Genomic DNA, 14,098 nt, shown 5'->3' with positions numbered 1-14,098 from the left:
GAGCCTCACCGGCCGAAGGAGACGACATGAGTGCGCTGACTGCGATCGATCCCAAGGGTGCAGGCCTCAGCCCGGACGGGCTCGCCCGGATCGTGCCTTGGATGGACCGGCTGGTTGCAGACGGTCGACTCGCTGGACTGTCTGTCACCGTGGCTCGACGCGGCCGCGTGGCCTTCGCCCGCGCCTGCGGCCAAGCGGATCTGACCCGCGCCACGCCGTTCACCCTGGATACGGTGACCCGAATCTACTCGATGACCAAGCCGCTCACCTCGGTGGCCGTCATGCAACTCTATGAGCAAGGCCGCTTCCAGCTCGACGATGCAGTCGCGCGGGTGCTGCCGGAGTTTGCAGAGATGCGCGTCGCCGTGGGCGGCAACCGGTCTAAGATCGAGACCGAGCCGGCTCGCCGACCGATCACAGTGCGCGACCTTCTCACCCATACGGCGGGCCTGACCTACGGCTTCATGGAGGCGACTCTCGTCGATGCCCAATATCGCGAGCACGGCGTGGATTTTCTGGCGCGCGAGGGCAGCCTCGCCGAAATGACCCGACGGGTCGCAGCGCTGCCACTGTTGGCCCAGCCGGGTAGCGCGTGGAACTACAGCGTCGCCACCGACGTGCTCGGCCAGTACGTGGCCACTCTCACCGGGCGCCCCTTCGCCGACTACCTGCGGGAGGAGGTCATTGCGCCCCTCGGCATGGTCGACACCGACTTTTATGTCCGGCCGGAGCTGATGCCGCGCTTCTGCGCGACCTACGCGTATGACCGCGCCCGCCAGCTCAGACAATTCGACGATTCCATTGAGACTGTCTTCGCGCAACCGCCGGCCATCGCCTCGGGCGGCGGCGGTCTCGTCTCGACCGCGGCCGATTACCAGCGCTTCTGCCGGATGATCCTCAACCAAGGGACGCTTGATGGAAATCGATTGCTCGGCCGAAAGACCGTGGCGCTGATGCTGGCCAATCACTTATCGGGGGATCTTGCGGCCATGGGCACGCCACGCTTCGCTGAGACTTCCTACACCGGGATCGGCTTCGGCCTCGGCTTCTCAGTGATGCTCGACCCTGCCCGGGCCCAGATCCTCGGCACGCCCGGCGAGGTCGCCTGGGGCGGCTTGGCCTCGACGGCCTTTTGGATAGACCCAGCCGAGGATCTCTCGGTCGTGCTCATGACGCAGCTTGTGCCGTCTTCGGCCCTGCCGATCCGGAGGGAACTGCGCGTGCTGACCTACGCGGCCCTCAACGATTGAGGGCCGCGCATCCTGCTTATTGCGGAGCGGGAGCGTCCGCTGCGGCTGGCTTCGACGGCGGCTTCGCGCCCGCCTTGGCGGTGGGCTTCGACCCCGTGGCGAATTCCGGATCGCTGCGCGGGCCGTTCGGGGCGTTGGTGGGTCCTGTGAGCTGGCCGGGCGCGAGGTCGACGACCTTGTTCCAGGTCTGCGACTTGCACAGGAAGGCGATCAGGCATCCACGCACCGTCAACTCGTTGGGCGCGTCCGTCCAGATCGTCACGTCGTAGGACTTGCCGTCCTCGGAATTGTAGATCTTGCCCTCGTAATGGGCGTCAGCGTTCGGCTTCAGACCCATGATCAGCTGGTGACCCAGGGATGGGCGCGCCTGCTTCTTCGGGTCGGGATTCTTGAAGTCGATCCGCGGCTCGCCCTTATCGTTGAGCGGAACCTTGAGCCACACCACGTAGCCGCACAGACGGTCGTTGGCCGCACCGCACTTCTCGAGGCGAACGCGGGCGCGGCCGTCTTCGGTCAGATAGGTGCCGCTGGGGTCGGCCGGAGCCGCGGCTTGCGCGGGAGCCGCCAGCGCGGCGAACGCAAGGACCGCGAGCGGCGCGATCCGCCGACCGATCGAAGACATCGTCATACCCGAACTCCCTTGCCTCGCGACCCTGAAGGAGCGCAACCACCCGCCATGCGGAAAGCCCCCTCGGTCGCGTCATCGCGCTGTCGCCGGGTCCAGAACCTGGCGACGCGCGCGTCCTGCCCGCCCTGTCCCGCGCGAAGTTGTCCGCATCATGACGGCGCAGCCTAGGGCTGAGGCGTATTGGCAAGTCTTCGTATCGATGCGGATGGTTCAGGCACGCGTGGGCGGTGTGCTGCGGCCGGGCCCCAGCGGCCGCTGCATCAGAGTCACGTCGAGCCAGCGGCCTTGCTTGTAGCCAACGCCTGCCAGGGTGCCGACCGGCGTGAACCCGAGGCCGGCATGCAGCGCAACGGAGGCGGTGCAGTCACTCTCGGCGATGACCGCGACCATCGTCCGGCCACCAATGCGCTCGCTCTCGGCGATCAACGCGGTGAGCAGGGCGCGGCCGAAGCGCGCCGCCCGGGCCGACCGCGCGACGTAGATCGAATCCTCGAGGGTCGAGCGGTACGCCGCGCGCTGGTGATAAGGGCCGGCATAGGCGTAGCCGGCCACCGTGCCATCCCGGACAGCCACGAGATACGGGAAGCCGCCCTCGTTCAGGACAGCGAAACGGCGAGCCATCTCAACGATGCTCGGCGGCTCCAACTCGAAGCTGGCCGTGCCGGTGCTGACGGCATCGCCGTAGATGGATGCGATGGCCGGGAGATCGACCTCGATTGCAGGGCGGATCGTGTGGGTCACGGTCCACTTCTATCTGCCCGACGCTCAGACCGGCAATGCGCGATCACCCCGAGGGGCCGGGCGATCGCGCCCGGATCGTCACGGCCGATCCCGTGGCCGGATTGCGCGGGGATGGACGCAGATCCGGTCCGCAATCGATTCGCCGTGCGATCCGATTATTCGGCCGCGGTCATTTCGGCGGTGAAGTGGCCACACCAGTCCTTGGAGGCCACCACCGGCCACAGACCCTTGGACTGCGGTGCGGGCTGGCTGACCGGCGGATTGAAGCGGCAGAGACCCTCGTCGCCCTGCGCTTGAGCACCGTTGAGCTTGTGATCGTCGAAGAAGCGGCAGCTCTCGCAGGCGGCGTTCGCGGTACCGGTCATGGTGTCTCTCCGTCGTCGTGAAAGCTTCGGCAGGTCGTCGAATGGCCCGCTCTATGTCAGTTCTTAATTAGAACAACTTCAATGAAGCGTCAAGGGCGACGCGACCTCCGGCGGCGGCTTGGAGCGACGGTTCGCTTGGTGCGGTCCGGCCAATCCCGCTCGGCGAACACGGATCCAAAACGGAAGAAGCCGGATCCCCCCTCAGGGATCCGGCTTCATGAGGCCGTGGGTCATTCCAGGTCACCGCCCTGTCGAGGACGGTGCATGGGTCGAGCGAGAGGGCTGGATTAGCCCTGCTTGTCTTTCTTGTTCGCCCGGTGATGCCCGACTGCGCAGCCAGCGGCGGCGCCCATCTTGCCGTGACCGGCCATATGCCCGGCAATCCCACCAACGACCGCCCCCTTGAGACAGCCTTTCGCTTCGGCCGGCGCGCCGAGCACGAGAGCGCCGATCGCCAGCGCGGAAGCCAGTGCAATCCGATATGTCATTGCGGTTCTCCGAATGTGTTGTTGGCAACGACCGCGTGACCGAAGACGTTCCGCTTCCCACTCTCGGGCGGCCTACCGCGCCAGCCCGGTCACAAGCCGGAGCAGGTCCGATTGCCGGGTCGCGCCGGTCTTGGCGAAGATCGCCTTCAGCTGTGAGCGTGCCGTGGCAGCAGTGATCGAAAATTGGTTCGCCGCCTCGGCGAGGCTGAGACCACCGGATACAGCCTGGGCCAAGCGCGCCTCCGCTGGCGTCAACCGATAGGCGGTCTGAAGGATGGCGGCAGGCGGAACCGGCAGAGCGCCGGGGACGCTGGCGATCAGCAGCGTACGCCCGCCCGCGAACAATCCGCGGCTGGGGCCGACCAGCGGCACGACATGGATCGCGATCGGAAGGGCATCGCGCCGCGGCACCACCACGGCGGAGATCGGCGATCGCCCGGACGGCCGCGACAGCGCCTCGAGCTGCCGCGCAGCCTCGCCCTCCTCGGCGATGAGACGTCCACCCGCCAGTTTCAGATCGCGACCGAGCAGAGTACTGAACGCCGTGTTCCAGCGGATGGCCCTCCCCTCGGAATCGAGGATCATGGCGGGACGCCCAAGGACGTCGAAAGCCTCCGTCAGCCCGGCGAGTCGCGCCTTCTCGACCACCGCGGTGAGGAGCCCGGCACGTCGGAGCAGCGGTGACAGGGTGGCGAGACGCGCCTGCTCATGGGGCTCGTACAGGCCCTGCGCCACGGTCCTCTGCAAGGCCAGGCACCAGAGCCGGCCCTTCACCTCGAAGCCGATGCCGGCGAACCAGCGCAGGCCGCTGGAGGCCAGCAGATCCTGATAGAACGGCAGCCGCTCAATCTCCTCGGGCGTCGTGAAATCCTGGTCGACGGCGATGCCCCGGGCCCGGATCATCGGCAGTCCGCGAAAGCGGTGATCCTCCCGATGCCAATGTTCTTCGAAATAGCGCCTCGAGGATTCGGCCAAAGAGGCCGTTGTGATCGCGTCCAGACCCGTCCGGTCGGTGCGCAGGAGCAGCGCCCCCTCGCTCCCAGAAGCCTGTGCAACTCGCTCCATCAGGTCCGGCCAGCGCGCCGGATCGACCACCGCCTCTTCCAGATCTTCCCGGAAGCTCATCTCCAGATCATCACGCAGGCGCGCAACGGGATCATGATTCAGGCCGGGCATGGGGCTCGACTCCGAGCCGGCAAAACCGGCCATCAGGATCGTTATACATTCATTTCATCAAAATAACGCCCGATGATCAATCGTATTTCGTCATTTTAACCCTCAATACCGAGCAATCAGCTCAACGGACGACAATTTCGATAGGTCGATCCAGGTTGATGGATTGATTATTCCCGAGGGTGGCTCCTGGGTATCAGGTGGCTCAATGAACGTAAGCGCCGTCGATCCGGCAGATGGAACGGCGTCGGTTGAACCCAGAAGGGGCATCCGGCCCTGCCGCCGCCCGACCACAGCTCCGTACTCTGCCACGCGGCCGAGATCACAACTTCTGATAGATTCGAGACGGGGGAGCTTCAAGCCTCGTTAACCAAACCCGTCGATTGTATCGCTCAGCGCGGTTCGATCACGAGTTGTCATCGGACGGGCGCAGTCGAGCATGGTGCGGCTGAAGGTCGATGGCGTTTATCCTGTCTGCGGTCCTCAGCGCGGCGACCCGGCGCGTCTCCCGGGCATCCGGCCTCGCGGCTCATCCGCGAAGTCGTGCCACCGCGCTGGCGGTCCTGACCTGCGCACCGCTGCTGAGCGGTTGTATGTCGGGCAAACCCACATCCGCCGGGCGATCCGGCCCGGACGTGACGCAGACCGGCTCGATTACCGAGGGTCTGCCGCCCGCCTTGGTCGCGGCTGCCCAGGAGGAGGTCGGGCGCACGATGCGCCTGGGACTGGCCAACTATCGGCTCAACGTCGGCGACAACCTCGAAGTCTCGTTCCTGATCGATTCCAGCGTGGTTCAGCCGACCTACCGTCTCAACCCCAGCGACGAGTTCGACGTCGATTTCCGCACCCACCCAGAATACAACCGTACGGTGATCGTGCGGCCGGACGGCCGGATCTCGCTGCCGGGCAAGAACGGCATCAAGGTCGCCGGCCTGTCGCCGGAAGCCGCGGCCGCGCTGATCAAGAACAGCTACGACGACGTCCTCATCGACCCGGTCGTCACGATCATGCTGCGCAAATTCCGCACCGTGACCGATGATTTCCGCGAACTCACCCAGCGGGCCGATATGGGCCGCGTGAAGGTCCTGGCGATCGAGCCGGACGGCAAGATCAACCTGCCGATGGTGCCCGCGGTTCAGGCCGCCGGAAAGACCGTGACCGAACTCGCCGGCAGCCTCACCGCGGCCTACCACCGCCAGCTCGCCACGGTGAGCACGAGCGTGCGGCTCGCGAGCTTGGTGCCGGCCAACACCATGGTGTTCGGTGAAGTCCGGGCTCCTGGGCCCGTGACCCTCCAGGGCGCCCGCACCTTGGCGCAGGTCCTGGGCTCGGCCGGTGGCATCCTGCCGACCGCCGCGGGCGAGGCCGTGCGCATCATCCGGTTCGACGCCGAGGCAGCAGGCAGCGTCCGCATCGTCGATATCGGCCAGCCGGGGCTGGCGGACACGATCATCGTGCCGCCGAACGCCACGGTCTACGTGCCGCCATCACTGCTGGCCAAGACCGCCCGCGCCGTCGATCTGGTGGTTCGCCAGATCCTGCTCTTCAACGGTACCGGCTTCGGTGTGAATTACATCACCGGTCCGTCGGCCAACACCTCCACCAGCGCAACCGTGAGGTCCGGGACGTGACGAAGTCCGACCTGTCCCGGCCCGACCGGACCACGCCCGACGCGTTCGAGGATATCGCCTTCGATCTTCGCGACGCCCTGGCGGCCCTGTTCCGGCATATCCGGCCAGCCCTGCTGATCCTGGCCGCCGCGATCCTCGGCGCCGGCATCTACCTCCTGCTGACGCCGGCCGAATACACCGCCGACGCCAAGCTGATCATACGCCTCGGCCGCGAGAAGTCGGCCGCCCCGATCCAGAGCGGCGCCAACCAGAACTACATGTTCTCGGAACGCGCGCAGAACGTGAACAACGAGATCGAAATCCTGCGTGATCCGAGCATCGTGCGCGACGAGTTCGCGGCGCTGAAGGCGATCACTCCGGCGGGCGATCTCGGGCCGCCCCCCGAGGACTGGATGGATTGGCTGATCTACCAGGGCCGTGTCGCCATGCGCGGGGCCAAGGCGGTCAAGACCTGGATCGTGGACACCGCCCGCATCCCGTTCGAGGCGCTCGGCCTCCTGCGCCACCTGAGCCCTGACGAGAAGCTCTACGAGGCCTACTTGGCGTCCTTCAAGGTCGTGTTCGTCAAGGAGACGGACGTGATCCTGACCGGCTTCACCTGGACGGATCCGAACTTCGCCGCCCAGGCCCTGAATCGGCTGCTCGACGCCTACAAGCGCCGCCATGTCGAGGTCTATGCCGACGAGACCCCGGCGACCTTCTACCAGGGCAAGCTGGAGCGGGCGCGCGCCGACCTCGCCGCCATCGATGCACAGCTGGCAAAATCCCTGAAAGGCAACAACACCGCGAGCTTCGAGATCGAGCAGCAGAACGACCTCGGAACGCTGTCCGACCTCGCCCGCCAAAAATCGGCCGCGCAGATCGAGCGTGAAGGCGTCGAGGCCCGGCTCAAGCGCACCCGCGAGACCGGCCCCGATCGCTGGCAGCCGACGCCGCCCGATGCCGACCCGACCGTCGCGGCCTTCGACACGCGCTGGGCGGATCTCAGGACCAAGCGCGCGGAGATCGCCGTCCGGTTCAGGCCGACCGCGCCCGAATTCGTCAGCCTCGACCGGGACCTCGCGGCCCTGACCCGGCAGAAGTACCAAGCGCTGATCGCCGCCGACACGGCGCGGCTCTCGGTTCTGTCGGAGAAGATTCAGACCATCACGGGGATCGAAGCCAACCGCCGCAGAGCCGCCATCGGCCAGAGCGACGCCGCCCTGGCCTATGGCCGGCTGGCGCAGCAGAAGAGCCTGCTCAGCGACGAGATCACCGACACCCAGAAGCGGATCGACGCCCTGCGCACAGGCACCGGGCTTGACGCGCAGTCCGTGACCTCCTCCGCGTTGGTCGCGCGCGCCGTACCGCCGCGGCTGCCCTCCGGCCCGAACCGGCCCTTGATCCTCGGCCTGGCAGCCGGCCTCGGGCTGCTCGCCGCGCTGGCCTATGTCGCTCTCGCCGAGATACTCGCCCAGACCTACCGTAGTGCATCCGAAGTCGCCCGCTCGCTGCGCGTGCCGGTTCTGGCCGCCGTGCCGCTGCGCTCGGGCCCTGGGCGGCGCCCGCGTTTCGGCGGAGCCGCCGCATGATCACCGCCAACGCCCCGCTGATCGACCCGGCCGTGCTGGAGCCGGCGCTCGTCCAACTCAGCCGCCACGAAGCCCGGCTCCGCCGGGTCGGGATCACCGCCGTCCAGCCCGGCGAGGGCGTCAGTACCCTCGCTCGGGAACTCGCCGGCGCCTATGCCCGCCGCGGCCGCACCGCCGTACTGATTGAAGCGAACTGGTCACGGCCATCGCTCGCAGAAGCCTACGGGCTCGTCGGCCGCCCGGGCTTCGCCGACATCGTCGCCGGCGACGTAGCACCGAGCCTCGGGGTTCACCCGGTGGCGGACGGCCTCAGCGTCGTGCCGGCTGGCAACGACAGGGCGATTCAGCGGGCGACCCTGGACGACGGCCGCGTGGAGGACTTCCTGGCGCTGGTCGACGACCGCTTCGACCTCGCCATCCTGGACTGCGAGCCGATCACCGAGATCGGCGACGCTGCAGCGCTCTCGCCGTTCGTGGACGGATTCGTCCTGGTGATCGGCGCCGAGCGCACGCGCCGGGCCGTGGCGCAGCAGGCGCTCGCCGACCTCAAGGCAGCGGGCGGTGCGCCGCTCGGCATCGTCCTCAACGGGACCCGCCGGCCGATCCCGAAATGGCTGTACCGGTGGCTCGGATGAGCGGTGCCTCGCTGCGCGCGCTCCGCGCCTTGCCCATCGCCACCCTCGGCCTTGCCGCCGCGGCTGGCGCCGTGGCGCTGAGCGCTGCGCCTCTCAAATTCGCCGTGGTCGGGCTGGCGGCTGCCTTCGGCGGGGTCAGCGCCCTCATCGCCGGACAGCGCTACCGCCTGACGCCCCTCCTGCTGGTCGGCCTCGCGGTCGGGCTGACCGTGAAGCTCGACGTCAGTTTCTTTCAGCATTTCGAGGCGAATGGCCAATACCTGCCGAGCATCGGCGGCGGGGCTGGACTGACGGTCAGCGTCGCGCTCCTCGTGGCTTTGACGCTGATCTTGTCGAAGGTGACCGGCATCGGCGAGCGCGTCCGGGGCCTGCGCCTCGATCGGCCCCTCGTCCTGACGCAGATCGGATTTCTGGCGGCCGGCCTGCTTTCCCTCAGCAACGCCACAGACACCGCGTACCTGTGGTTCGATGCCTGGCGGTTCCTCGGCCTGCTCTTGGTCTCGGTCGCGGTCTCGAACCTGTCGGGGGCCGACATCCGGACCCTGGCTCTGGCGATCTGTGCCTTGTGCCTTGTGCAGACCGCGGTGGCGGGCCTGCAATACGTCTCCGGCTCCGAACTCGGCCTCTCGGTGCTGGGCGAGGAGCAGATCGTCGAGGAAAACATCAACTTCTCTGCGCAACGCCGCGCTGGCGGTCTGAAGGTTCACCCCAACATCCTCGGCTATTACTACGAGTTCGTCTGGCCGCTGGCCCTGGCGCTCGCCCTCTCGCGGGGTCCGCGGCTCCTGCGCCTCATCGGAGCGGCCGGCGCCGGATCGGCCGTCGTCGGCGTAGTGCTGACCCTGTCACGTGCCTCGTGGCTGACCTATCCGCTCTCGGCCACCCTGGTCGTCCTGCTGGTCTACCGGGACCGGCTCTTCTCCCGGGCGAGCCTGATCGTGTTCGCCGTGCTGGTCGTGGTGGCCGGGATCGGAGCGATCTACGCCGGGCCGCTGGTCTGGGAACGCCTCACCGCGGACGATGGCGGCTCGGCGGCTCAGCGTGGGCCGCTCAATGCGGCCGCCCTGGCCCTATTCGAACAATTCCCGATCTTCGGCGTCGGCCTGAACAATTTCGGCAATCAGTTCGCCGTGCTTGATCAGACTGGCCTGTCCCGCCTCGCCGGCCTGTTCGACCGCTCGAACCACGTGGTGCACAACCTGCACATTCTGATCCTCACCGAGGTCGGGATCGTCGGCTATACGGCCTTCGCCTTGGTCTTTTTGGTCGGGATCTTCCGGGGCTTCCGGGCCGCGTGGCGCGCACCGATCGGGGATCCCCTGGCGGCCATCGCAGCGGCTTGCGCCGTCGGCCTGATCGCACACCTGTTGCACGGTTTGGTCGACCCGGGCTTCCGCCTGAATCTGGGTATCGCTGAGCTGCTCTATACCGGTCTCGGGCTGATCGCGGGCGTGCGGGCGGCGCAACGACGTGCGGCAGCCGACCGGCGCCGAGAGGGGTACCGACCATGAACGGGATCGGCCTCAGCGTCCTGATCGTCACTTACAATGCCGGTGCCGATATCGAGACCTGCCTGCAGCTCCTGGCGACCAGCCGGATCAATCGCCCCTACGAGGTGATCCTCGTCGACAACGCCTCGTCCGATGGGACGCCGGAGCGGATTGCCTACGGCTTCCCGTGGGTGAAGCTGATGGCGGAGCAGACCAACCATGGTTTCGCAGGCGGCAATGCCGTCGGCCTGAAGGCGGCGCAGTACGATACGATTTTGTTGCTCAATCCCGACGCGTTCCTGCGCGATCCGGAAGTGCTCGCCGCCGCCCTCGCCCATCTCGATGCGCATCCGGATGTCGGCGCCCTCGGCCCACGCCTGATCTTCCCGGACGGCCGCCATCAGGTCGGCGATGCCGGCTATGAGCCGCGCCCGCTCTCGACCCTGGTCCACGCCGCGGGGTTGTCTGGACGCTTCGGCCTGCGCGGTCTCTACCTTGCGAGTCGCCAAGCCAGGGGACGCGCGGCCGTGGACGTGGACTGGGTCTGCGGCGCGTTTCTCATGATGCGCCGTGCCGCGATCGAGACGATCGGCGGGCTCGAAAGCCCGATGTTTCTCTACGGCGAGGACGTGGATTGGGGCTGCCGCCTGCGTGATGCCGGATGGCGGGTCGCCTACCTGCCGGCGATCGCGGTCGTCCATCTCCAGGGCGGCTCGTCCGGCGCGCGCTCAGCCCGCTGGCTCGACGGGTTGGCGGAGATCTACCGCCTGCGCAATGCCGGCCGGTTCCTGTCCTCGCCGGCGTTCTTCTCAGGGCCACTCCGGCTCGGCTTCACCCTGCGGGCGCTGGCCTATGGGTTCGCCGGCCGGCTGAAGCACCGGCCGGACCTCGCCCACAAAGCCGAGGACATGCGCAGGTTCTCCGCCCACCTGCGCACTCGTCGAAGCTGATGGGCTCAATCCTCAAGGCCGCTTGCGAATGAAGACCATGTGATAGCCCTTTAACGGACCCGGCGTGAGCCGGAACAGCAGCTCCCAGAACTTGCCCAGGACGATGTTCTCGCCATGATAGAACGGCTGCCCGTCAAAACTGTAGGTGAAGTGCTCGAACCGATCAGTTGGGAAAAGCCGCTGCCGCGCCGCCTCCGTGTTCATCGTGTAGAGCGGCACGAACGAGTCGATCTCGACCCGCCGCGGCTCGACCCAGCGCAAGACCTGGGCGTGCAGCCGCTTCGGGATCAACCGCGCGCCGACTCCGACATAACCCCAGCGGTTGGGCGTCCAGGCGCAGAGCCAGCCCCCCGGGGCGAGGACTCGGCCGAGCTCGGCTGCGGTGACCTCGGGATGCTCGATATGTTCGAGGACCGAGAACGCCGAGATCAGGTCGAAGCTTCCGTCCGGGAACGGCAGGATCCCATCGTGTCCGATGAGCCGGACCTCGTCGGCGGACTTGTTCTCGAGAACCGCCTCATCCACGTCGCAAGCCATGACGTGAGCGCAACGTCCGCGGAAGTCGCCGAGGTGCCGGCGCAGTGGAACCGGGTCATCGGTCCACTTGCCGCGTCCGGCCCCGAACTCCATCACCCGCATGTCCGGCCGGAGCAGCGCGTTGACGCGGACGATGTACTCCATCCGGTGGTCCTGCCGGGAATAACCCCCGGCGCCCATCTCCCGGAACAGGCGCTGTTCGACGGTGACCATCTGTTAGGCTCCTCTGGCGGCGCGATGCGCACGGTGGTGGTGAAGGGGGGCGAGCCGGACAGGCGTCCGGCCGTGGCGATCCTCGGCACCCGCGGGGTGCCGGCCGCGCATGGAGGCTTCGAGACCCTGGCCGAGCGTCTCGCGCTGGAGCTCGTCGAGCGCGGCTGGCGGGTCGAAGTCTATTGTCAGGTCACCAAGCCGACGCTGCCGAGCATCTGGCGCGGCATCGCGCTGATCCCGGTGGCGGTCCGGGGCGACGGCGCCTTCGCGACCATCGTGTTCGACTTCAAATGCACGCTGCAGGCGGCATTCCGGCCGGCCCTGCCGCTGGTCCTGGGCTACAACACCGCTGCGTTCTCGATCCTGTATCGGCTCACGGGCAAGCGCAGCGTGATGAACATGGACGGGATCGAGTGGAAGCGCGACCGCTGGTCGAAGCCGGCCAAGGCGTGGTTCTGGCTGAACGAGCGCCTCGGCAGCCTGTTCTCCACGCATCTGGTCGCCGACCATCCGGAGATCGCCCGGCACTTGGCCCGCAACACCGCAGAAAAGCGGATCACCACCATCGCGTACGGCGCCGACCCGGTGCTGGAGGCGCCGACTGCCCCGCTGGCGGACTTTAAAGTGCGCCCCCGCGATTACGGGCTGCTGATCGCCCGCGTGGTGCCAGAGAACCTCGTGCTCCAGATCGTGCGTGCGTGGAGCGAGATCCGCCCAGGCCTGCCCCTGGTCGTTCTCGGCAAGCTGATGGAGTCCGATCCCTACCATCGTGCCGTGAAGGCCGCGGGCGGCCCCGACGTGATTTTTGCCGGCGCGATCTACGAATCCGAGCGCGTCGCGGCCCTTCGGCTGCACGCCCGCTTCCACATTCATGGCCACACGGTCGGCGGAACGAACCCGTCCCTTGTGGAGGCTTTGGGGGCCGGCTCGCCGATCCTGGCCCACGACAATCCGTTCAATCGCTGGGTCGCGGGCGACGGAGCGGTGTATTTCGGCGACGAGACCGAGCTGCGCCGGGGCATCCTCAACCTCGTGCGCGCCGCACCGAGCCGGCTCGACGCCCTGTCGGCGGCCTCCCGCGGCCGGCACGCCGACGCCTTCGGCTGGCAAGGCATTTTCGACGCCTACGAGGGCGTGCTCCGGCGCCAGCTCCCGTCCAGGCGTACCGCCCGCCCAGGCCCGGAAGCGCTTCGCCGGCACGAGCACGGGCCGGCCTGAGCCGGGGTCGGACCGCTCGGGCACCCGGCTAGACTGCATCGCCGGCCCCCGAAGTCTCGGGGCGGCTGCGGATCTGCCGCTGGGCGATCATCGTCACGGTGCCGGCAGGCACGTCCCGCAGCGTGCAGACACCGATTCCGATCGTCGCCCCGGATCCGACCGTGACGGCGCCCTGGACGGCCGCGTGGGCGCCGACGACCACGCCATCGCCAAGGCACGGCGCATCGCCGGGGAACGGTGCACCAGGAGAGACCCAATCCCGCGGACCGACCAGCGTCCCGGGCAGCAGTACGAGATCAGTCCCCGCGCGGCCGCAAAACACGACCCGTGCCGGGTGGGGCACGAACAGGCCAGGGCCGATCGGCGAGCCGGGATGCAGGCTCGCGCCAGTCAAACGCAACGACAGGTTCGAGACGAACGCCGCGCTGCGCCGCCAGCCGCGTCCGTGCAGCAGATGGGCTGTCCGATGGAAGATCGAGACCTGCATGGCCGGCAGCGTCAGGTGCATCAGGCGGCGCAGCCGGGAGGTTGGCTTGCCGCCCGTGGTCTGGCGCAGGACGCGGGCGAAATCGGCGGAGAGCAGGCGGAGCAGCGCCGTATCACCGGTCGGCCCGCGTGGATCGGGGCTGATGACGCCGCCGGTCATGCCGCGGCTCCGCGGCCCGGCAGGGCGCGCCAGGGCTGGGGCATCACGGTCTCGTCCGGCTCGACGTCCTTGAGGATGGTTGTGCGGGGGCCGAGGCGGGCTCGATCGCCGATCCGCACGGCGCCGAGCACGATCGCGCCGGCTTCGAGCACCACGCCGTCCCCCAACGCCGGCAGGCCGGGGCCACCGCCGATATCTTGATCGGGCTCCTTGAGCAGTCCGCCAATCGAGGCCTGGACGCCGAAGGCTGCATCGCGTCCGACAGCGCCCGCTATGACGGCGCCGAAGGGGTACGGCAGGAAGAGCCCTCCGGCGATCCGGCTCGATGGGGGGATGTCGGAACCGGTCCACCAGCCGTTGACGAGCCACAGCAGCCACGCCGCCATTCGCCAGCCACGCTCGTGGCTGTAACGCGATAGCCGATAGAGCCAGACCGCGTGATAGCCCCGGTGCAGACGCGCCGAGCCGTGGCCACGGCGATGCCAGTGGGCGCGGTCGGCTGCGAGCGCCGCGCGCATCTGCGCCCACCGCGGCCGTCGTCCCCCGGCGGTTTCCGTTGCGC

15 protein-coding genes are annotated in these 14,098 nt (G+C 68.0%); 7 read left to right on the top strand and 8 right to left on the bottom strand.

Translation table 11 applies throughout. The features are described 5' to 3' along the window. Positions 1–26 precede the first annotated feature (26 nt). Positions 27–1,250 (top strand): serine hydrolase domain-containing protein, encoded by a 1,224-nt coding sequence (locus tag AO398_RS06435; RefSeq protein WP_058191197.1) that lies wholly within the window; start codon positions 27–29, stop codon positions 1,248–1,250. Between the two features lie 16 nt (positions 1,251–1,266). On the opposite strand, the gene AO398_RS06430 is transcribed toward AO398_RS06435, so the two are convergent. The 5 genes from AO398_RS06430 to AO398_RS06410 form a co-directional block, all read right to left on the bottom strand. Then, positions 1,267–1,878 (bottom strand): DUF2147 domain-containing protein, encoded by a 612-nt coding sequence (locus AO398_RS06430; protein WP_058191196.1) that lies wholly within the window; start codon positions 1,876–1,878, stop codon positions 1,267–1,269. A 210-nt stretch (positions 1,879–2,088) separates the two neighbouring features. After that, positions 2,089–2,619: a GNAT family N-acetyltransferase gene (locus AO398_RS06425; RefSeq protein WP_058191195.1), complete on the bottom strand. Its 531-nt coding sequence runs from the start codon at positions 2,617–2,619 to the stop codon at positions 2,089–2,091. 155 nt (positions 2,620–2,774) lie between these two features. Next, complete coding sequence (locus AO398_RS06420; RefSeq protein WP_058191194.1) at positions 2,775–2,984, bottom strand: hypothetical protein; 210 nt, start codon at positions 2,982–2,984, stop codon at positions 2,775–2,777. Positions 2,985–3,271: 287 nt separating this feature from the next. Then, positions 3,272–3,472 (bottom strand): hypothetical protein, encoded by a 201-nt coding sequence (locus AO398_RS06415; protein WP_058191193.1) that lies wholly within the window; start codon positions 3,470–3,472, stop codon positions 3,272–3,274. A 72-nt stretch (positions 3,473–3,544) separates the two neighbouring features. Continuing rightward, entirely contained in the window at positions 3,545–4,648 is a 1,104-nt protein-coding gene (locus AO398_RS06410; protein WP_058191228.1) for a helix-turn-helix transcriptional regulator, read from the bottom strand. 455 nt (positions 4,649–5,103) lie between these two features. Between AO398_RS06410 and AO398_RS06405 the strand changes: the two genes are divergently transcribed. From AO398_RS06405 to AO398_RS06385, 5 genes are read left to right on the top strand one after another with little or no spacing between them, the layout of a single operon-like run. After that, the gene (locus AO398_RS06405; RefSeq protein WP_058191192.1) at positions 5,104–6,276 is read left to right on the top strand and encodes a polysaccharide biosynthesis/export family protein; all 1,173 of its coding nucleotides are present in this window, start codon (positions 5,104–5,106) and stop codon (positions 6,274–6,276) included. Then, positions 6,273–7,847 carry a Wzz/FepE/Etk N-terminal domain-containing protein gene (locus AO398_RS06400; protein WP_152997434.1) on the top strand — a complete coding sequence of 525 codons (1,575 nt, stop codon included), beginning with the start codon at positions 6,273–6,275 and terminating at the stop codon, positions 7,845–7,847. The genes AO398_RS06405 and AO398_RS06400 overlap by 4 nt, the downstream gene beginning before the upstream one ends. Next, entirely contained in the window at positions 7,844–8,482 is a 639-nt protein-coding gene (locus AO398_RS06395; protein ID WP_058191191.1) for a CpsD/CapB family tyrosine-protein kinase, read from the top strand. The genes AO398_RS06400 and AO398_RS06395 overlap by 4 nt, the downstream gene beginning before the upstream one ends. Then, entirely contained in the window at positions 8,479–9,993 is a 1,515-nt protein-coding gene (locus AO398_RS06390; RefSeq protein WP_058191190.1) for an O-antigen ligase family protein, read from the top strand. The genes AO398_RS06395 and AO398_RS06390 overlap by 4 nt, the downstream gene beginning before the upstream one ends. Then, on the top strand, positions 9,990–10,922 hold the full coding sequence (locus AO398_RS06385; RefSeq protein WP_058191189.1) for a glycosyltransferase family 2 protein: 933 nt from the start codon (positions 9,990–9,992) through the stop codon (positions 10,920–10,922). The genes AO398_RS06390 and AO398_RS06385 overlap by 4 nt, the downstream gene beginning before the upstream one ends. A 12-nt stretch (positions 10,923–10,934) precedes the next feature. Here AO398_RS06385 and AO398_RS06380 read toward each other — a convergent pair whose 3' ends face one another. After that, complete coding sequence (locus AO398_RS06380; RefSeq protein ID WP_058191188.1) at positions 10,935–11,672, bottom strand: class I SAM-dependent methyltransferase; 738 nt, start codon at positions 11,670–11,672, stop codon at positions 10,935–10,937. A 24-nt stretch (positions 11,673–11,696) separates the two neighbouring features. Between AO398_RS06380 and AO398_RS06375 the strand changes: the two genes are divergently transcribed. Next, positions 11,697–12,890 carry a DUF1972 domain-containing protein gene (locus tag AO398_RS06375; RefSeq protein ID WP_058191187.1) on the top strand — a complete coding sequence of 398 codons (1,194 nt, stop codon included), beginning with the start codon at positions 11,697–11,699 and terminating at the stop codon, positions 12,888–12,890. Between the two features lie 28 nt (positions 12,891–12,918). Here AO398_RS06375 and AO398_RS06370 read toward each other — a convergent pair whose 3' ends face one another. Together AO398_RS06370 and AO398_RS06365 are read right to left on the bottom strand one after the other, a co-directional pair. Next, a complete protein-coding gene (locus AO398_RS06370; protein WP_058191186.1) occupies positions 12,919–13,536 on the bottom strand; it encodes a hypothetical protein in 618 nt (205 codons plus the stop codon). Next, the gene (locus AO398_RS06365) at positions 13,533–14,054 is read right to left on the bottom strand and encodes a serine acetyltransferase (protein ID WP_244498683.1); all 522 of its coding nucleotides are present in this window, start codon (positions 14,052–14,054) and stop codon (positions 13,533–13,535) included. The genes AO398_RS06370 and AO398_RS06365 overlap by 4 nt, the downstream gene beginning before the upstream one ends. Positions 14,055–14,098: the final 44 nt, after the last annotated feature.

This window comes from Methylobacterium sp. GXS13 (genome assembly GCF_001455965.1).
GTDB lineage: Bacteria > Pseudomonadota > Alphaproteobacteria > Rhizobiales > Beijerinckiaceae > Methylobacterium.
This window is presented reverse-complemented; position numbering and strand designations above follow the sequence as displayed.